Annotated in this window: 15 protein-coding genes and 1 pseudogene; 11 read left to right on the top strand and 5 right to left on the bottom strand. The window is 39.4% G+C overall.

All coding sequences use genetic code 11. From position 1 onward, the window contains the following. Nucleotides 1–33 precede the first annotated feature (33 nt). The 7 genes from lpdA to pgaD all read left to right on the top strand — a co-directional run bounded on the left by lpdA (nucleotide 34) and on the right by pgaD (nucleotide 10,039). Entirely contained in the window at nucleotides 34–1,464 is a 1,431-nt protein-coding gene (gene lpdA, locus FTU02_RS15205) for a dihydrolipoyl dehydrogenase (RefSeq protein WP_078192989.1), read from the top strand. A 180-nt stretch (nucleotides 1,465–1,644) separates the two neighbouring features. Beyond that, nucleotides 1,645–2,811, top strand: coding sequence for an ADP-forming succinate--CoA ligase subunit beta (sucC, locus tag FTU02_RS15200; RefSeq protein WP_078192988.1), 1,167 nt, complete (start codon nucleotides 1,645–1,647; stop codon nucleotides 2,809–2,811). Between the two features lie 13 nt (nucleotides 2,812–2,824). Next, nucleotides 2,825–3,715 (top strand): succinate--CoA ligase subunit alpha, encoded by an 891-nt coding sequence (gene sucD, locus FTU02_RS15195; protein WP_078192987.1) that lies wholly within the window; start codon nucleotides 2,825–2,827, stop codon nucleotides 3,713–3,715. A 232-nt stretch (nucleotides 3,716–3,947) separates the two neighbouring features. After that, the gene (gene pgaA / locus FTU02_RS15190) at nucleotides 3,948–6,404 is read left to right on the top strand and encodes a poly-beta-1,6 N-acetyl-D-glucosamine export porin PgaA (protein ID WP_180157848.1); all 2,457 of its coding nucleotides are present in this window, start codon (nucleotides 3,948–3,950) and stop codon (nucleotides 6,402–6,404) included. Beyond that, nucleotides 6,404–8,269 (top strand): poly-beta-1,6-N-acetyl-D-glucosamine N-deacetylase PgaB, encoded by a 1,866-nt coding sequence (pgaB, locus tag FTU02_RS15185; protein WP_257232793.1) that lies wholly within the window; start codon nucleotides 6,404–6,406, stop codon nucleotides 8,267–8,269. The genes pgaA and pgaB (FTU02_RS15185) overlap by 1 nt, the downstream gene beginning before the upstream one ends. Further along, nucleotides 8,269–9,540: a poly-beta-1,6-N-acetyl-D-glucosamine synthase gene (pgaC, locus tag FTU02_RS15180; protein ID WP_180035367.1), complete on the top strand. Its 1,272-nt coding sequence runs from the start codon at nucleotides 8,269–8,271 to the stop codon at nucleotides 9,538–9,540. The genes pgaB (FTU02_RS15185) and pgaC overlap by 1 nt, the downstream gene beginning before the upstream one ends. Further along, on the top strand, nucleotides 9,527–10,039 hold the full coding sequence (pgaD, locus tag FTU02_RS15175; protein ID WP_180024118.1) for a poly-beta-1,6-N-acetyl-D-glucosamine biosynthesis protein PgaD: 513 nt from the start codon (nucleotides 9,527–9,529) through the stop codon (nucleotides 10,037–10,039). The genes pgaC and pgaD overlap by 14 nt, the downstream gene beginning before the upstream one ends. A 54-nt stretch (nucleotides 10,040–10,093) precedes the next feature. On the opposite strand, the gene pgaB (FTU02_RS15170) is transcribed toward pgaD, so the two are convergent. The 4 genes from pgaB (FTU02_RS15170) to FTU02_RS15155 form a co-directional block, all read right to left on the bottom strand. Further along, nucleotides 10,094–11,350 carry a poly-beta-1,6-N-acetyl-D-glucosamine N-deacetylase PgaB gene (pgaB, locus tag FTU02_RS15170; protein WP_180157846.1) on the bottom strand — a complete coding sequence of 419 codons (1,257 nt, stop codon included), beginning with the start codon at nucleotides 11,348–11,350 and terminating at the stop codon, nucleotides 10,094–10,096. Nucleotides 11,351–11,656: 306 nt separating this feature from the next. Next, entirely contained in the window at nucleotides 11,657–13,369 is a 1,713-nt protein-coding gene (locus FTU02_RS15165) for a flotillin family protein (RefSeq protein WP_180024120.1), read from the bottom strand. A 176-nt stretch (nucleotides 13,370–13,545) separates the two neighbouring features. Beyond that, on the bottom strand, nucleotides 13,546–14,184 hold the full coding sequence (locus tag FTU02_RS15160; protein ID WP_180107579.1) for a YqiJ family protein: 639 nt from the start codon (nucleotides 14,182–14,184) through the stop codon (nucleotides 13,546–13,548). A gap of 464 nt (nucleotides 14,185–14,648) precedes the next feature. After that, nucleotides 14,649–15,191: a hypothetical protein gene (locus FTU02_RS15155; protein WP_111884395.1), complete on the bottom strand. Its 543-nt coding sequence runs from the start codon at nucleotides 15,189–15,191 to the stop codon at nucleotides 14,649–14,651. Between the two features lie 321 nt (nucleotides 15,192–15,512). Here FTU02_RS15155 and cysD point away from each other — a divergent pair, with 321 nt between their 5' ends. The 4 genes from cysD (at nucleotide 15,513) to FTU02_RS15135 (ending at nucleotide 20,378) form a co-directional block, all read left to right on the top strand. Continuing rightward, entirely contained in the window at nucleotides 15,513–16,427 is a 915-nt protein-coding gene (cysD, locus tag FTU02_RS15150; RefSeq protein ID WP_078189893.1) for a sulfate adenylyltransferase subunit CysD, read from the top strand. Nucleotides 16,428–16,556: 129 nt separating this feature from the next. Beyond that, nucleotides 16,557–18,170: a sulfate adenylyltransferase subunit CysN gene (gene cysN, locus FTU02_RS15145; protein WP_180157844.1), complete on the top strand. Its 1,614-nt coding sequence runs from the start codon at nucleotides 16,557–16,559 to the stop codon at nucleotides 18,168–18,170. Between the two features lie 106 nt (nucleotides 18,171–18,276). Further along, nucleotides 18,277–20,007 (top strand): ATP-dependent endonuclease, encoded by a 1,731-nt coding sequence (locus FTU02_RS15140; RefSeq protein WP_180157842.1) that lies wholly within the window; start codon nucleotides 18,277–18,279, stop codon nucleotides 20,005–20,007. Beyond that, nucleotides 19,995–20,378, top strand: coding sequence for a UvrD-helicase domain-containing protein (locus FTU02_RS15135; protein WP_180157840.1), 384 nt, complete (start codon nucleotides 19,995–19,997; stop codon nucleotides 20,376–20,378). The genes FTU02_RS15140 and FTU02_RS15135 overlap by 13 nt, the downstream gene beginning before the upstream one ends. On the opposite strand, the pseudogene FTU02_RS15130 reads toward FTU02_RS15135, so the two are convergent. Continuing rightward, a pseudogene (locus FTU02_RS15130) lies at nucleotides 20,358–20,467 on the bottom strand (IS5/IS1182 family transposase); the annotation flags it as partial. The gene FTU02_RS15135 and the pseudogene FTU02_RS15130 sit on opposite strands and share 21 nt — an antisense overlap.

Genomic DNA, 20,467 nt, shown 5'->3' with positions numbered 1-20,467 from the left:
AGCGATCCTCTAAGCCCATTTTTGGAGATACACATGTCTCAATTTGATTTAGTTGTTATTGGTGGCGGTCCTGGTGGTTACGAAGCTGCTATCCGCGCTGCTCAATTAGGCTTTAAAGTAGCTTGTATTGAAAAACGTATTCATAAAGGTAAACCATCTTTAGGTGGTACTTGCTTAAACGTGGGTTGTATCCCATCTAAAGCATTACTTGATTCATCTCACCGCTATGAAGATACCGTTCATCACTTAGATGACCACGGTATTACAACTGGTGAAGTGAAATTTGATCTTGCAAAATTACTTGATCGTAAAGACAAAATTGTTAACCAATTAACAATGGGTATTGATGGCCTACTTAAAGGCAATGGTATCGAATGGTTAAAAGGTACAGGTAAATTACTTGCAGGTAAGAAAGTTGAGTTTGTATCTCATGAAGGTGAAACTCAAATTTTAGAACCTAAATATGTAATCCTTGCATCGGGTTCTGTGCCAGTAAATATTCCTGTTGCTCCTGTAGATCAAGACATTATTGTTGACTCTACTGGTGCGCTTGAGTTCCCAGAAGTGCCTAAACGTCTTGGTGTTATTGGCGCGGGTGTTATTGGTCTAGAGCTGGGTTCTGTTTGGCGTCGTCTAGGTGCTGAAGTTGTTGTATTTGAAGCAATGGACGCATTCTTACCAATGGCTGATAAAGCTTTGGCAAAAGATTACCAAAAAGTATTGACTAAACAAGGTCTTGATATCCGTGTTGGCGCTAAAGTTGCTGGTACAGAAGTCAATGGCCGTGAAGTTACTGTTAAGTACACTCAAGGCGGCGAAGACAAAACTCAAACTTTCGATAAATTGATCGTTTGTGTGGGCCGTAAAGCATATGCAGAAGGTTTATTGGCTGAAGATTCAGGCATTAAACTCACTGAGCGCGGTCTAGTTGAAGTAAACGATTGGTGTGCAACTTCAGTTGAAGGTGTATACGCAATTGGTGACTTGGTACGTGGTCCAATGCTTGCACATAAAGCAATGGAAGAAGGCGTAATGGCTGTTGAGCGTATCCACGGTCATGCAGCTCAAGTGAACTATGACACTATCATCTCTGTAATTTACACACACCCAGAAGCGGCGTGGGTTGGTTTAACAGAAGAGCAAGCGAAAGAAAAAGGCCATGAAGTTAAAACAGGTCAATTTGGTTTCGCTGCAAATGGTCGTGCAATGGCTGCTGGTGAAAACGCAGGCTTTGTTAAGTTTGTTGCTGATGCGAAGACAGATCGTCTACTCGGTATGCACGTGATTGGACCTGCAGCGTCTGACATCGTACACCAAGGTATGATCGCACTTGAGTTCGTATCAAGTGTTGAAGACCTACAGTTAATGACTTTCGGTCACCCGACATTCTCTGAAGTCGTTCACGAAGCTGCACTTGCAGTCGATGGACGTGCAATTCACGCGATTCAGCGTAAACGTAAATAAGATGTAAAAAGAGCGGCTTAGGCCGCTCTTTTTTGTTTCAGATGGTTGTTTTAATTTGAATAATCATCTAAAAATAAAGATAAGAAATATTTTAAGATTTAAAAAGGTTAAAGCTGCTTTGACGGATGTCTGGGCTTTAATGGGTCATAACAAAGCGAAGAAAGAGTAAAAGGTTGTTCAATGAATCTACACGAATATCAAGCTAAAGCGTTATTAAAAAAATATGGTATGCCAGTCCAAGAAGGCGTATTTGTAACTACCGCAGAAGAAGCAGTCAAAGCTTTTGAGCAACTGGGTGGTAAGTTTGCGGTACTCAAAGCCCAAGTGCATGCAGGTGGTCGTGGTAAAGCAGGCGGCGTTAAAGTCGTAAAATCTGCACAAGAAGCCACTGATTATGTGAACCAAATGGTCGGCTCACGCTTAGTCACTTATCAAACAGATGCATTAGGTCAACCCGTCAGCGGTATTTTGGTATCTGAAGATGTTTATCCAGTAGAGCGTGAATTGTACCTAGGTGCTGTAGTTGACCGTTCTAGCCGTCGTGTGACCTTTATGGCATCGACTGAAGGTGGGGTTGAAATTGAGAAAGTTGCAGAAGAAACGCCTGAAAAAATTATTAAAGTTGAAGTAGATCCTTTAGTTGGATTGTTACCATTCCAAGCACGTGAAGTGGCGTTTGCTTTAAACCTAAAAGATGGTCAAGTGAATCAATTTGTCAAAATCATGTCTGCGGCTTATCAAGCATTCATTGAAAATGATTTTGCTTTATTTGAAATTAACCCGTTATCCGTACGTGAAAATGGCGAGATTTTATGTGTGGATGCAAAAATTGGTATCGACTCAAATGCTTTATATCGCTTACCAGAAATCGCAGCACTACGCGATAAAACGCAAGAAAATGAGCGTGAGCTGAAAGCATCAGAATTTGATCTGAACTATGTTGCCTTAGAAGGCAATATTGGCTGTATGGTCAATGGTGCTGGCCTAGCGATGGCAACCATGGACATTATTAAACTCTATGGTGGTCAACCTGCAAACTTCCTAGATGTAGGCGGTGGCGCGACCAAAGAACGCGTAATTGAAGCCTTTAAAATCATTTTGGCGGATAGTTCTGTGCAGGGTGTATTAATTAATATTTTTGGCGGAATTGTACGTTGTGACATGATTGCTGAAGCAATTATTGCAGCGGTTCAAGAAGTAAATGTGACTGTACCTGTGGTTGTTCGTCTAGAAGGGAACAATGCAGAGTTGGGTGCAAAATTACTTGATGAATCAGGTTTGAAATTGATTTCTGCAAATGGCTTGGCTGATGCTGCAGAAAAAATTGTTGCTGCGGTAAAAGGCTAAGGGAGTAGAGATCATGAGCGTATTAGTTAATAAAGACACCAAAGTATTGGTACAAGGTTTTACCGGTAAAAACGGCACATTCCATTCAGAACAATCGATTGCTTACGGCACAAAAGTGGTCGGTGGGGTGACTCCGGGTAAAGGCGGCACACAACATTTGAATCTACCCGTATTCAATACCATGAAAGAAGCGGTGCGTGAAACGGGTGCAACGGCAACCTCGATTTATGTACCTGCACCATTTGTCCTAGATTCAATTATTGAATCGATTGATTCAGGTGTTGAGCTGATCGTCGTGATTACGGAAGGCGTGCCGACACTCGATATGTTGAAAGCTAAACGTTACCTAGAAACCTATGGTAACAATGCACGTCTAATTGGTCCGAACTGTCCAGGGATTATTACTCCGGGTGAATGTAAGATCGGTATTATGCCGGGGCATATTCATCAACCGGGTAAAATCGGCATTATCTCGCGTTCAGGGACTCTGACCTATGAAGCTGTAGCGCAAACCACGAAGCTGGGTCTAGGTCAGTCGACGTGTATCGGTATTGGGGGAGATCCAATTCCGGGCATGAACCAAATTGATTGCTTAAAGCTGTTCCAAGACGACCCGCAAACTGAAGCGATCATCATGATTGGTGAAATTGGTGGTACAGCAGAAGAAGAAGCGGCTGAATATATCCAGTCGAATGTAACTAAGCCTGTTGTCGGTTATATCGCGGGTGTGACTGCACCAAAAGGTAAACGTATGGGACATGCAGGCGCGATCATTTCGGGCGGTAAAGGTACAGCAGAAGAGAAATTTGCTGCTTTTGAAAAAGCCGGAATGGCCTATACCCGTAGTCCTGCTGAATTAGGCTCAACTATGTTTGAAGTCTTAAAGTCAAAAGGTCTTGCTTAAGTACGGTAAGTTTCTGTTAATAAAAACCCCTCAAATGAGGGGTTTTTTTATTTTTATTTAATAATAGTGGGTGAATAGTAAAGAAAATTTATAAAATCAGCATATTCTCATTCATTATTAACACTTTAGTATGAATAATTAACCAAATTTAATCGGTCAAAATATGATATAATGTGAAACACGTCACATTAATTTAATTTGATGAATAATTACTCTTCTAACGTGAATAATCATGATTTATAAATCTTATTTATCTCGTCTATGTTTCTTGTCGATTTTTTCGAGCCTTCCTACGGTTGTATTTGCAGTTGATAATATTGATCAGCAAAGAGAACAAAGTGTTGCAGATATCCGTGTCGGTAAAGTGGATCAGGGATTTAACCAATTACAAGTTTTATTAGAGCAACATCCTGAAAATCAGAAGCTCATTGCAGATTACACGCTCCTGCGTTATGCAAATGCAACCTTTAGCTCTAGAGATGTGACTTACTTGGCGCAGATTAATCCAGATACGTTTCCAGATTATGGCAAAGTCAGTGTCATCAAAGCTTTACGTGATCTTAAACAATATGATCAAGCCTTACAGTGGGCACAAAAATTTTATCAGCAGGATCAATCGGAACAGTGGTTGATTTGGCAGGGTGTGTTGCTGGCAGAATCAGGTCAAAAAGATCAAGCAAAACAAAAACTGGCAAATCTCAACTTACAGTCGCTTGGTGCAGATTATCTTTCGCAATTGGCCTATGCCTATCGATTATTGGATATGCCTGCTGAATCTCTCAATGCAGCGAAATATGCGCTAGAAAAACAGCCAAATACTGATACCCAAGAACAGTATATATTGGCTCTATTGCAAAATAGCGATTTTGCCACTGCGCAAAGCTATATTCAGGCCAATGGACTCAATAGTTCTAAGCCAGTGTTGCAACATTTGCTCAAGATGAATGAGTTCTCACAGCGTATCCAACAAGGCATTCAATCCTCAAAAAATGCGTTTGATATGAAGCGTGGGGCAACGGCATTTGAACCACTAGATCGTGTTCTGGCTGAAATGAGTGCTTACGAAGACTCACTTCCTGCAGATGAAGCCAGTAAACGTAAATTTTATTATGAATATATCTATGCCTTAAATGCACGTAATGCTTCAAAGCAGGCACTAGCACAAGTAGAAAAAACCGGTCAAACAGCTAAAGAAATGCCTGCTTATGTACGACATGCTTTGGCAGACAGTTATTTAAAATTACGTCAACCTGAAAAAGCTGAGCCTTTATATCAGAGTTTATTTGCTGAAAAAAATTATGCTGACTATAACGTCTATGCTGGTTTGTATTATAGCTTGATCGAACAAGAAAAATTTAAACAAGCCAATCAGTTAATCGACACTATGGACAAACAGTTGCCGACCTTTGTTTATAGTAATGCGAAAGGAGTGGATAAGGCGCCACACGATGATCGTACTGAATTTATTGCGTTGAAGGGATTGAACTTTGCTTATCGCAATGAACATGAAAAAGCTGAACGTTACTTTAATGACTTAACCGCAAAGGCTCCCGGCAATATCGGGTATCAAAATAATTTGGCATTAATTCAACGTTGGCGTGAAAAACCAGAGCAATCCCAGCACACTTTGGCGCAGCAGAATAGCTTGGAGCCCATTTCACAGGGAACGCAAATTAACCGCATGCAGAATTTCCAAGCTTTAAGTCAAATTCAAGCTTGGCGTGAACTCAATCAATATATGGTCAGCCATGTCGGTGATGATACGGGCGTAAAACAAAGTAAAAAAGAATTGGATGATCGGAATCGTGCGTCAATTCAACATCAAAGTACCTTTGCGAAAAGTGAGTCTGATGATCCTCGTGTACAAAATCGCCTGAAAGGTTCACGTGAACAGGAAAACTGGACGCGCATCAATAGCCCATGGTTTTACGATAATTATCGACTCTTTGTCGATCATAGCAACCGTTGGTCGAAGTATGAGTCTGGCAAATTAAAAGACCAGCGGATTGGCATGGGTTTGGAGTGGGCTTCGGATCGTAAAGCTGCATCTGCATTATTCTCTCAAAGTACCGATGGCGACCGTTTTGGTGTGCAATTGGATTGGTCACATTGGTTAAATGATCATTGGAACTATGCACTGGGTTACGATAGCCAAGCGGATATTCCATTGCAATCTTTGGCACAGGACCACGAAGGGCAGGCATATCGTTTTGCACTGAACTGGCAACAAAATGAATCACGCAAAGCAGGTGCAAGTTATCAATTGACCGATATTGATGATGGCAATCTACGCCAAGAACTGTCAGGGTATTTTAAACAGCAATTCCAACAATCTCCGCATCATATTTCTGCGGCAACACTGCGTGGTTATTACGGAAAAAATGATCCGGTTGATGTGCCTTATTTTAACCCTGAACATAGCTATAGCGCTGAAGTGACATTGGAACATGATTGGATGACATGGCGTGATTATGAACGTCATTTTAACCAGCACTTTGCAGCAACTATCGGTACATTCGGACAAAAAGGCTACTCAAGTCGTCCGATTTATAATTTGTATTATCAACATGATTGGCAACTCTCACGCACGTGGAAACTGAACTACGGAATAGGTTGGGGTTCACATCCGTATGACGGAAAAGATGAAGATCGTAGCTATGCAGTTGTTGGATTTGAGGGGCGCTTCTAATGAAAAATACATTAATACACCGCATGTTGAAGCAAAGCTTAGTTCTAGCTGTGACTTTGCCCATCAGTACGACATATCTTTTTGCTGACAATAATGTGCCAAAAACTGCAAATTTGGCGATGCCTGAACTTGATGAAAGTACCGCACATAACCAATTTGTAACGCTGACCTTTCATGATGTTCGAGATGATGTTGCCAAACGTGGTGATCGAGATGTCTATGCGATTAGTACGCAAAATCTTGGGCAATATTTTGCGTGGATTAAACGAGAAGGTTGGCAGCCCATTCGTTTAGAAGATGTCATGCAGGCGCGTTTACAAAAGAAAAAGTTACCTGAAAAGGCGCTGTTATTAACTTTTGATGATGGTGCGCTAAGTAGTTATAGCAAAGTCTTTCCATTGTTAAAGCAATATCAATTTCCTGCAGTTTTTGCCATTCCAACCAGTTGGATCAATGGAAATACCAAAGATGCTTATGAAGCTTATGGTGTGGGTAATTTGATGAATTGGGATCAAATGCGGGAAATGCAAAAGTCGGGATATGCCGAATTTGTATCGCATTCGGATGATCTGCATCATGGTATTTTGGCAAACCCACAAAAAAATATGGAACCTGCTGCGATTACACGTCAGTATTTTCCAGCTCAAAATCGTTATGAAACCGATGCTGAGTTTGAGCAGCGTATTGTGCAAGATTTGAAGAAATCTAAACAAGAACTTGATCGTCAACTGGGTATTCATAGTATGGCAATCTTCTGGCCATACGGTGCAGTTACACCGGAAATTGAGGGATATGCACGTAAAGCGGGACTGCCCATGTCGTTTAGCTTGGGTAATGTGGTCAGTCAGGCAGATTCAGTGCATACCTATCAGCGTGCCTTGATTATGGATAACCCAACACCAGAGTTTATCCACCAAAATATGGAAGACTTTATCGTTGAAGCTCGTGCGCCTTATAAACAACGTAAAACATTCCTGAATTTTAATTTGGCTGAATTACAAGCACCAACGGCTGAGCAATCAGATCAGAAATTGGGGACATTATTAGACCAGGTCAATGCGTTAAAAACCAATACATTGCTTTTAAATGCCGCAGTTGATCATGATGGTGACGGTAAAATTGATGCCTTATTTTTTCCAAATTCAAAACTGCCGATGCAGCAAGATTTACTGAATCGTACCGTATGGCAAGCTCGTACACGAATTGGTAATCGAGTCTATGCACAGCTTCCAATCAGTTTAGAGCTACAGCAGGGGATTAATCTAGCAGACCTAACGGCAGATCTATTGAAAAATAACAGTTCGCTAGAAGGTTTAATTATTAACACCGGTAACAGCTTGGACTGTGCAATTCATTCAGCTCAGTGGTCAACCGCATGTACTGAGCAAGTGCAAAAAATTATTGCAATTAAAGAGCGTAGTAAGGCGCAAGCGCATTTTTATTCCAATATTAGTAATGACAACCAAACCGCGCTCAAGGTGAATTTAACTGGACATCAGTTTTCTGGATTAAAACCGTTGGTGACTCGTGTCTTAACAGCGTCGGACTTTCTGTATTTAAGTATTAACCCAGGTCAACATCCGCAAAGTTTTAAAGCCTTTATGTCAGCATTGAAGACTTTGAATACAGAGCAAAAGCAACGCTTGATTGTCAGTTTGGATATCAATCCAAATATGAGCGAGAAAGATTGGGTGAAGTATCAGCAAAACTATCAGGCTTTACGCGCAGCGTCGGTTCAAAAAATCGGACTGAATAATTATCAGCTTCAGGATGGCGAACGCGTTCAACATCACCTATATCAAAGCATCAGCTTGAATGGCAGTCCACTGACTTACCGTGATCCGTATATACAAGGAGGTCAGTAATGCAAGAATGGGAACTGAGTTTTAACGATCTGTTTTTTGCCTTTGCTTTCCTATATCCCTTGTTTATGGCGTGGATTTGGATTGCTGGAGGCGTGTGGTTCTATTTAAAGCGTGAATGGAAACAACCTGAACTTCCCGTGCCAACTGGACACGGTTGTAGCATTATTGTTCCTTGCTTTAATGAAGAAGCACAGGTACGAGACACTATACGTTATGCGATGCAGAGCCAATATCCAAATTTCGAAGTGATAGCGGTGAATGATGGAAGTAAAGATCGAACCGCTGAAATTTTAGATCAATTGGCACTTGAGTATCCTAAATTACGTGTAGTGCATTTGGCTGAGAATCAGGGCAAAGCGTATGCATTACGTGCAGGTGCGATGGTCAGCCAATTTGAATATTTAATCTGTATTGATGGTGACGCATTGTTGCACCCGCATTCGGCACTTTGGATGATGCATCATCTGACCAGTTTTCCACGCGTGGGCGCTGTAACCGGTAATCCACGTATTGTGAACCGTTCAAGCATCTTGGGTAAAATTCAGGTTGGAGAGTTTTCTTCGATTATTGGCTTAATCAAGCGATCTCAAAGAACCTATGGTCGTATTTTTACAGTATCAGGGGCAATTGCAGGTTTCAGAAAAACGGCACTCGACCGCATCGGTTATTGGCGTGATGACATGATCACAGAAGATATTGATGTGTCATGGCGTTTGCAGTTTGATCATTGGGATTTGCACTATGTACCGCAAGCCCTTTGCTATATCTATATGCCAGAAACATTTAATGGACTTTGGAAACAACGTTTACGTTGGGCTCAAGGCGGCATCGAAGTACTATTTGCCTATTTACCTAAAATATTTAAATGGCGTTTACGTCGGATGTGGCCGATTGCATTCGAATCTATCATTAGCGTGATCTGGGCATATGTCATGTTCAGTATTTTTGTCTTGTATTTTTATGGTCTATTTTTCTCATTACCGGGTGAGTGGGCGATCCAATCACTTTTACCTCAATGGTATGGGGTGATTTTAGGTGTAACCTGTTTATTCCAGTTCCTCGTGAGTTTATGGATCGATCGTGCTTACGACAAAAAACGTTTACTGCGAAATTATTTTTGGGTGATTTGGTATCCCTTATTTTTCTGGATATTAGCCATGCTGACCACAGTCGTTGCTTTGCCAAAGACTATTTTTAAAACCCAAAAACGTGCGCGTTGGGTCAGTCCAGACCGTGGATTTAGAGGGGAGGAAAACAATGAACCAAGTTAATTTACAAAATCAGAAGCCGGTTGCAGATTCAGATTTTAAAATTATTCAAGATGAATCATTGCTTGAATTACCTGAATATATTGATAAACCTGAATACGTCAAACGTAAGTCCGCAGGCTATGGTCTGATGGCAGTCGGTTGGATGCTTTGGATGTGGTTATTTTTACCGCTATTAACCCTAGTGTTTTGGTGGTTTGAAGGCACGGTGGTGTATTCACAGGTTATGGATCAGTCCCAACCGATGACCAGTCTATCGATCATGAAATTGATTTTCTCAATAGGAATCTTTATTTGCTGTCTATTTGTTTGGGCAAGTTATAACTGGATGCGTTTTCATGGGGAAGATCGTAGAAAGGCGCCTGAGAATGCTCAAGATGAAGATTTGGCGAAAAGCTTTCATGTAAAAGCCAGTGATATAGCCACGATGCGAGAATCAAAAAATATCACCTTGCACTATACGGACGAAGGACAATTAGAACACTATAAAATCAACAGCTAATCAGCGTTCTTCATCAGATCTAGAATCCTAGATCTGATGATGTAGGCATTGGTATCAGTCCTTAGCTAGGGCAGGTGCAAATGCCTTTTTTATTTGCTGTACATCTGGATGATTTTGCACGAAATCATCTGGATAATACCCAATATGTTGCACACCATGTTGTTCCAGTAAACGGATGGTGTCAATGAGCTCCTGATTGGAAATGGGTTTTTGATGATTCCAATCGGTCACTTGAAGTTCAAAAATGGTACGGCTCAAATTGGGGTCATATTTTTTGGCACGTTCGATCAAGTTTAAATAAAACTGACGATGGTCATCTGCCTTTTCCATGTAGGGCATCGCCATGATGGCGTTGTAATCATAATGCTGATACGTGCTGGCATTGGACTGGCTAAACCATTTTTCACTATTCGGGTTCAGCACAGCTTCAGCATACATATTGCGAGCAAAATGTAATTCAGGTTGTTGCTGTTTTAAAATCTGACTAATGCCTTCAGCAAATTGGTCTAAATAGGCGGTTTTGTAGCGTGAAAATTCAAGCTGCTGCGCATGCTTTGGCTGTCCAATCAATTGTTGATCGAAGCCCCATGTTTTGTAGGTCTGAAGCGCTGCTGCACTATTATCCTCAAAATCATTGAGAGTGATATCGTCATGATAAAGAATGCCATCTACTTTATTTTGCTGAATAAAGTCTAGAAAAATTTCTGCTGTGTATTGTTGGTTTTTCGGGTCAAAGGGTGATATCCGAATATAACCTTTTTTTTCACTTTGGCTTTTTACATATTGCAGAGGGTATTGTTTCGGAAACTCCCACGCAATTAAAGGCAGCCATGCATATAGGGTTTTTACTTGAGTCTGCTGTCGTATCTCATGCAAAACACGTTGAAATAAATCTGAGCGCATTGGGATATAGCGATTTTTAAAATACACAGCATCAGCCGAACCATTGGCATCAGGGTCTGCAAAAGCCTGTAGAAAAATCGTATTGGCTTCAATGCGACGGATACGTTCAATCAATGCGCGGATATTTTGTTCTTGTTGAGCCTGATTGACATCATATACATAATCTAAGTCGATATGCATAATGCGCATACGTTCAGGAGTACTTGGCTTTTGTGTATTATTGGTCAGGGTTTGATGTACAGAATTGGCTGATGCATATTGCTTGACCAAATCTTGTATAGGGTGGTGGGTAATACGTACCGTTTCAGCACTGCTACAGCCTGAAAAGACCAAACCGAAGCAGGTCATTAGACCTATTAATTTTTTAAAGGGGCGTAGGGAAGTAACGGCATTTAAGGAAGAAGTCATATTTATACTTGCACTGAGCGTATTATCATTCGTAAATGTTTTCATCGCATATTTTGCTGCACGTTTTAGCAAGTACAGCTAAGCAGAATATGATGAATTTGAAGATTGTAGCAAGATTGCAGGGGAAGGGTTATTCTTAAAAGTGTGATTTGGTTTGCACTTTGTTGTGATCCAGTATTTCGTCATTTTAAAGTCATGATTTGGTACTGAACGAATTTTTTAAGCTCTCGTAAGTCTTCCTTGTCGATGATCTCAATAAAAAAAACCGCAGGATTAAGCTGCGGTTTTTTTAGCGTGTAAAACGAATTAACCAGCTTTTTTGTTTAAGCTCTGAGTTAAACCATTAATATCGCCACCTTGGATACCAAGCTCACTCATCAAGCTATCAATCAGTGGGGCCTGGCTGCGGTAGCGTAGGGCACTATTCACCACTTGGTCTGATAAGGCAACATTGCCGCTGCCTTCGTGGTGAGCATCACCTTGGCAAGAACCTGCATGACCACCATTTAGACCATTTACTTGCAAAATCTTAATGTCATCAATGTTTTCCATTGGTTTAACACTTTCGCGAATGATTTCTGGTAAGTATTTCAGCATCGCTAAACGAATTTGCATTTCAACCTGTTCAGATGACAATACGTTGTTTGCTTCGTTCACTGCACGTGTACCTTCAGCATCAACTTGGTATTGTTTTTCCATCGCTTGAGCCAACAGAACTTTTGCGTCAGCTTCACCTTTGGCTTTTAAGCGAACTTTTTCAGCTTCGGCTTCAGCTGCAATACGAATCGCTTCTGCATCATCTGCGGCTGCTTGTTTACCCGCTTCAGCCGCGACAGTAATGGCAATCGCATCTTTCTCCGCTTTTTCTTTCGCAGAGACCAATTCAACAGCTTTTTGACGTTCAGCTTGTTGGATTTGACGAACGGTAATCACTTCTTCTTCGGCTTTTACCGCTTGAGCACGGGCTTGATCGGCATGTGCCTTAGCTTCAGATTCAGCACGAGATTTTTCAGCAATGGCAATTGCACGGTCTTGCTCAGCGAGTTCAATGGTTTTCTTTTGTTCCACTTGGGCTTGCTGAATAATTTGTGACTTTTGAATATTTTGATTTTCAACGTCACGTGCAGCAGTAATACGCTTTAAGTCAACTTCACGTTCAGCAGCAATACGCGCTTCTTCGGCTTCACGTTTTTTCGCAGCTTCTTGTGATGCAATTTCTGCAAGCTGTTCTGCACGACGGATTGAAATTTCACGTTCTTGTTGCAGTTTTGCATATTCTTCTTCACGCAAAATTTGTAGACGTGCTTGTTCTGCTTCTAAGTTCTTGGTCTTAATTGCAAGATCTGCATCTTGTTCAATCGCATTACGTTTACGACGACGGTCTTCAATGGTTTCTGTCAGTTTAGTTAAACCTTCAGCATCGAACGCATTTTGTGGGTTAAAGTATTTAAAGCCTGTTTGGTCTAAGCCAGTTAATGAAACGGTTTCAAGTTCCAAACCGTTTTTATGTAAATCTTCAGACACCACTTGCTGAACTTTTTGTACAAAGTCGACACGTTTTTCATGCAACTCTTCCATCGCCATTTCTGCGGCAACTGCACGTAGAGAGTCAACGAATTTACCTTCGACCAAATTCTTTAACTCATTTGGCGACATGGTCTTTTGACCTAACGTTTGTGCTGCGGTAGCAATCGAATCTGCGGTTGGTTTCACACGGACATAGAACTCCGCCATCACGTCGACACGCATACGGTCACGTGTAATCAGCGCTTGGTCATCTGCACGACGTACTTCAAGACGTAGGGTGTTCATATTGACTGGAATAATTTCATGCAGCACAGGAAGCACAATAGCACCGCCACCTAAAATCACTTTTTCACCGCCGAAGCCTGTACGCACAAATGAAATTTCTTTACTTGAGCGACGATAAAGTCGAGCAATAATAAAACCAATAAAAATAAGTGCGGCAAAAATTATCCCGACTGAAACAAGGATACCGCTTGGAATAATGTCTAACATGGACGTTTATCTCTTTTGTTGTAATTCAAGTTAACCCTCTAAAGTGCTAACAAGTTTGGTTTAAAAATCAGTATTTTGTTGACTCATCATGACTTCGAGATTTACAGAAGGAATGATGCGTTAAATGTATTTATATGGTGTTAGAAGAACTGATCGAGCATCAATTCATTCAAAATTTAGAGCATGGTGGCTTGAAAGCCTACATTTGTTTTTTGGGTTAAAACCACTGATTGACCTTGGCTGAAAATTTCATCTTGTTCAGGTTCAACCAAAATATAATGGGTCAATCCGTGTTGATCTTTGACTTTGGCTTGAGCAGGAGACTGGGGTCGTGCATCACCCAAAATGATCGTGGCCGTTCTACCGATCAATTCATCACTATAAATGGCAGTGGTTTCATCTTGGGGTAAAATACGGGCAATGAGCATTGCGCTAAAACGTACGAAGGGCATGCACAGAAAAACACAGGCTGGTGCAATAATCCATGCACTGAACATCATACTGGTCATTTGGTTAACGACGGCTTGAATAGTAAAGCCCAATAAACTATAGACACATAAGAAAATGATGAGCCATACAAACAGCGGAATACGACCTAAATACAACCAATCGAGCACACGTGTCACGATACCTGCATCGGCATCTACACCTAGCTCTGCATTATGACCAACATCCTCAGGTAGGAATTGATCTAAGAAGCCTTGAGAACCACCCCCTAAAATTGTTAACACAATCTCAAAAAGTCCAAACAAGAACATTAAGCAGAGACTGATGCTAAACACGATATTAGACGGGTGAGTAAACAATTCCCACATTATATTTATCTCTATATTTATGCTTATAAAAAATCAAAAAAAATAATTCTGGCTGAATTTTTTTCAGTAAATAAAATAACATTATCTGTCGAAATTGTGTAAAAAAATTACAGATCAGATTAACAAAAAGTCGGCTTTTATGTGAGCTATTACTAAGTTTTTCTTTAAAAATAGGTGATCAATTAAGTCAGGATTATCTAAATCTAAAGTTAATAGTATTTCTGCTTTACCCATTTAAGATTTAAGTCATTGTGATCAATCAAATTTTCAGTCTAATTGCAAATATATAAGTGGTCGTGCTCAAGGGAGAGAAATGGCTTGTTAAAAGGCACAGAAAACAATGTTAGGAAATGTAAATTTATAACCGTCACGGCAGTGCTGAGAGCTTTACCGTGACTTTCGATGTCATATGGAGATTTGAACTGGTGTTCAATAGAGCTATTTTTAGGTGGCTTTAACCGTTTTTATAACAATGAAGTTTGAATACGTACTTTCATATCTAATGCGGCTTGAACAATAAAGGTTTTCATCCACTTCACTTGTTCGCCCATCGGATTGGTTTTAATCGCGGTGTCTAAAAAGCCCATGCTTTCAAGTTGAAACAGTTGCTTTTCGATCTCTTCCTCTAACTGGGTGCTATTGGCTGCGAGTGGGAAGTGGATTAAGTGAAATGCTTTGGGAAAATTGTAAAAAGCATAGAGCAGATTAAATGCGCGTTGATCGGCCTTTAAATTGCCAGCGCCAATTTCATAGCCGCGATCTTGGTTACTGTGAGTCACCCCAATCAAAAACTCGAGTTTATTGTCCAAAAGTCGTAGACCGAACTGAAGGCCAATTTGGTCTGCACTCAGCTCATGTTGGATAAAGTTATTCAGCGGGCTGCCGTCATCATTCAAGGCTTCTTGGAGCACGAGCATGTGTGAAGAATGCTGATAAATATAGCCAGCAAGACCTGCGGCTTCAATCAGCGACTTTAAGGTTTCAAGCGTATAGTGACTATATGGCATATCAATAACTATTGGAGAGTGATATAGCTACTTTAAGTACATTGAGCGAGTTTGAATACCGATTGTTTAGAGGATTTAGCGATTAGTTAATTGATAAAAAATTGCGTAAACTTAGGGATCTCGGACTAGAATAATAATGAAATTGATAAGCCTATCGTATTAAATTAATTAAAATTGATAAGCAGTATCAGACAATTTGTATATGACGAATAAGAATATCAATATCACAAAACAAGCAATCGTTATGAAAGCTTAATCACTATAATGTATATATATCTTTAAAAGTGTAATAAGTACACATATTCTAAGCTGGTGTTGTCCATGTCATTAAATGAGGAAAGACTTACTCATCTTAAACAGCTTGAAGCTGAGAGTATTCATATCATCCGTGAAGTTGCTGCTGAGTTCGAAAACCCAGTCATGCTGTATTCAATCGGTAAAGATTCAGCGGTCATGCTGCATCTTGCTTTAAAAGCATTCTATCCTGCCAAACTTCCATTCCCACTACTGCATGTAGACACGGGTTGGAAATTTAAAGACATGATTACTTTCCGTGACAACATGGCAAAAGAGCATGGCTTTGATTTGATCGTGCATCAAAACAAAGAAGGTAAAGACGCAGGCGTGAATCCGTTCGATTACGGTAGCTCAAAATATACTGATATCATGAAAACTCAAGGCTTAAAACAAGCACTTGATAAATATCAGTTTGATGCGGCTTTCGGTGGTGCGCGCCGTGATGAAGAGAAATCTCGTGCCAAAGAACGTGTTTACTCATTCCGTGATACTAAACACCGTTGGGACCCTAAAAACCAACGTCCTGAACTTTGGAATCTTTACAACGGTAAAGTGAACAAAGGTGAAAGTATTCGTGTGTTCCCATTGTCTAACTGGACTGAGTTGGATATTTGGCAATACATCTACCTTGAAAATATTAAATTGGTTCCTTTGTATTTGGCTGCTGAACGTCCAGTGGTTGAGCGTAACGGTACACTGATCATGGTTGATGATGAGCGTATGCGTTTGAACGAAGGTGAAGTGCCACAAATGAAATCGGTGCGTTTCCGTACTTTAGGTTGTTACCCACTTACAGGTGCGGTTGAATCAACTGCAACAACTTTACCGGAAATTATCCAAGAGATGCTTTTAGCCACCACCTCTGAACGTCAAGGCCGTATGATCGACCATGATGAAGCAGGTTCGATGGAAAAGAAAAAGCAGGAAGGTTACTTCTAAAAATCTCTCCCCTTGCGCAGCAGTGCCGCTCATCTTTGAAAAAGAGAGGAGAAAGTCCCCCTTTTATAAAGGGGGAAACAGGGGGATTAAAAGAAACCGATTTCAAAAGAATATGTGGAGCTTTGAGCAATGTCTCATCAATCAGATTTAATTAGCCAAGACATCTTGGCGTATTTAAAACAACACGAAAATAAAGACCTTCTACGTTTCCTCACTTGCGGTAACGTGGATGATGGTAAATCGACTCTAATTGGTCGTTTGCTTTACGATTCAAAATTGATTTATGAAGATCAATTGCAAGCCGTGACTCGTGACTCTAAAAAAGTCGGTACTACGGGTGATGCACCTGACTTGGCTTTACTTGTAGATGGTCTACAAGCGGAACGTGAGCAGGGTATTACCATTGACGTGGCTTACCGTTATTTCTCTACTGAAAAACGTAAGTTCATTATTGCTGACACCCCAGGGCATGAGCAGTACACACGTAACATGGCTACTGGTGCGTCGACTGCAGATTTAGCGATCATCTTGATTGATGCGCGTTATGGCGTTCAAACGCAAACACGTCGTCACTCATTTATTGCGAGTCTTTTGGGTATTCGTAATATCGTGGTTGCAGTGAACAAAATGGACTTGGTTGAATTCTCTGAAGCGCGCTTCAATGAAATTCAAGCAGAGTACAATGAGTTCGTAAACCAATTGGGCGACCGTAAACCTGCGAACATTATCTTCACGCCTATTTCTGCGTTGAATGGTGATAACGTTGTAAACAAATCGCCAAATACGCCGTGGTACCAAGGTCAGACTTTAATGGAGACTTTGGAAACTGTTGAAATTTCGCATGATACGAGCAAGCACGAATTCCGTTTCCCAGTTCAGTATGTTAACCGTCCCAACCTCGACTTCCGTGGCTTCTGCGGTACGATTGCACTTGGTGAAGTAAAAGTTGGCGATACCATTACTGCATTACCATCTGGTAAGTCTTCGACTGTTAAAGAAATCGTGACTTTTGACGGTAACTTAGACCATGCTGTTGCAGGTCAAGCGGTAACACTTACGCTAAATGATGAAATTGATATTTCACGTGGTAACGTTTTAGTTAAAGCAGGCGAACAGCCGTTAATTTCACGTTCTGCACGTGCCTCTGTGGTATGGATGACAGATGCGCCTTTAGTAGTTGGCAAACTGTATAATGTGAAGTTTGGTACACAAACTATTCCTGCGAAAGTTGCTAAAATCAACTACCGTACCAATGTAAACACATTGGAAAAAACGGAAGTTGAACAGCTTGAATTGAATGCGATTGCAGATGTAACGATTGAGTTTGATGCGCCAGTGGTAATTGACCGTTATAAAGACAGCCGTTACACAGGTTCATTCATCTTTATTGACCGTTTAAGCAACGTGACTGTTGGTGCGGGTATGGTTGAAGCTGCGGTTGAATGGACTGCGCACAACGAACCTGTAACTGCTGAAGCGCGTGCTGCACGTCTAGGTCAAAAACCTGCTGCGGTAACTGTGACTGCAAAAGCCCTTAAAAATGCGCAAGCGATTGAAAGCTTGCTGATTCAACAAGGTGTGGTTGCGATTGCGAAAGCGGGTCTTTCTGCTGATCAAGTTGCGCTGGTTCGTGAAACTGGTGTGGTTGTGATTACAGATGCGACCGAAGGCACTGATGTGACTTATGCCTTCGATGCTGCTGAAGAAGTTGCTGAGAAAATTGTTGAGTTGGTTCGTCTGTAATAGACTGAATTGATTTAAAAAAGATCCGCCTAATGGCGGGTTTTTTTTTATTGAAAAATAGATATATAAAATGAATAATGTGTAAAAAGTGTGCATTGGTAATTTTATGTTTAAGAGTTTACGGTTAAAGAATTTTAGAAATTTTGAAGAAATTAATATAGAGCTAAAAGATAAAAATATTATTTTGGGGATGAATGATGTTGGGAAAAGTAATTTATTACATGCCTTAAGATTAGTTTTTGATAAAAAATTGAGACTAGAAGATATTCACTCAACTGATTTTCATAATAAAAATGATAAAGAGCCAATTGAAATTCTTATAGAATTGGATATTTCTCAAGATGGTAAGGAAGATGTACAAAAACTGATAGCTAAAGCACATGAAGCTGTAACAAAAGAAGACTCTAAAAATTTTTATATTAATTTGACGATTGAGAAAAAAATAGAAGAGGGGATACTAAAGAGGTTTTATTGGGGGGATGATGCTGAGAATTTGAACGAAATAAAAACGAAAGGGATAAATTATTTAATTTTAGACGATGTTTTTAGCGTTATATATATTCCATCACATGTTGAAACAATAAAAATATTTAATGAAATAAAAAAAGAGATTTTAAAAGGTGTAGATTTAACCAAAGAAGATTTAAAAATTGATAAGTTAATTAAAGAGAGCTTTGAGAATGTAAATAAAAATATCCAAAAGTTATCGTCGGTTGTGAAAATTGAGGATGAAATAAATGATAACTTAAAGTTATTTGATGAAAGTTATAAAGTAAAAATTACTTCACAGTCTGTAGTTGATGATTTATATAAACAGCTTAAAATTTATACCATAGAAAATGACTATGACTATTTATACCCTGCATCCGGAGATGGTAGGCAGAAAAAAATAATGTATGCAATGTTGCATTATTTTTTAGGGAAAGAAATTAAATCAAAAATTCCTTTGCTGATTTTAGAAGAGCCTGAGAATCATTTATTTTTAACTTCACAAATAGACTTATCCCAGACATTATTTGAAGACTCTAATATAAAATATATTTTTTGCTCTAGTCATTCACCTGAGCTTTTATATCATATAGGTGTTGATTGTAATTTAATAAGACTATATAGAAAACCTAATAAAATTGAGAGAATAACTGAAAGTAAATCTGCACAGATTGTAAAAGAATATAACGAATTAAAAAAGATGTATGCGGAGAGTTTAAGCAAAGGATATTTTGCAGACTGCGTACTGTTGGTTGAGGGATATTCTGAGAAACTTTTATGTGATGCAATTTTAAAGACACAACTAAGTAGAAATCAATTCCAAAGAATATATGTACTACCAGTTTTAGGAACAAATTTTAAACCTTATAGGAGTCTTCTTATGAAATTAGGAATTAAAATAATAGTTCGTACTGATAATGACATCTATAAAAATGATATATATGGTTTAAAGAGGTGTTTAAGGTTAATTGGGGGAGAGTTAGATGATGATTTTCCGGAATATTTAAAAGGTGTTAAAAGTGAAGGTGAAGAAGTATTAAATGAAAAAAAACTCCAGCTATGTAAAGAATTTAGCCCAACCATAGAAAGATTAAAGCTTGAGCATGATATTTATTTAGCTGAGATTGATTTAGAAAATGATTTATTAAATGCCTTGAAGGACAAGAAAATAACACATTGTTTAATTGACGATGAGCAGATTAATTTGCAAGATTTGAAGTCAGAACTTCAGGATAAAAAATGGCATAATATGTTTTTGTTTTTAAATCAAAATGAAAATCTTTTTTCAATACTATTTAATGATTATAGATTTGACTTTTTAAAGGAAATAAAAAATTGTCTTCAATAGAGTTTACTTTAGAGCAAAAAAAAGTGTTAGATAGTGTTGATAATAATATAATTATATCAGCATGTGCTGGTTCAGGGAAATCTTCAACTTTAATTGAAAAAGCTAATAGAGAATTAAGATTTATTAAGCTGTGGAAAAAAATAGTTATTCTTACATTTACAAATAAATCTAAAAGTGACTTGATTGGAAGAATTGAAAATACTTCAGTTTTGATTTCAACATTTTATAGTTTTATTTTTGAAAATATTTTCCCATTTGATTTTAAAATCAATGATCAATTGAAAGATATGTATAGAAACCAAGTTGATAGTTATGATTTGTGGTTAGATGGACTAGACTTCTTTCATAATTCATTTTTTGCTCAGCTCTAAATTATAGATTCCCGCAATTAAATTGAATCTTAAGCCCAGTCTTTTTCCTCGATTACGATATCGCTCGGCAAGGATTTTGAAAGTTTTTA

Source organism: Acinetobacter sp. YH12045 (assembly GCF_013419925.1).
Lineage (GTDB): Bacteria > Pseudomonadota > Gammaproteobacteria > Pseudomonadales > Moraxellaceae > Acinetobacter > Acinetobacter amyesii.
Note: the sequence above shows the minus strand (reverse complement) of the source record. Positions and strands in the feature narration are given on the sequence as shown.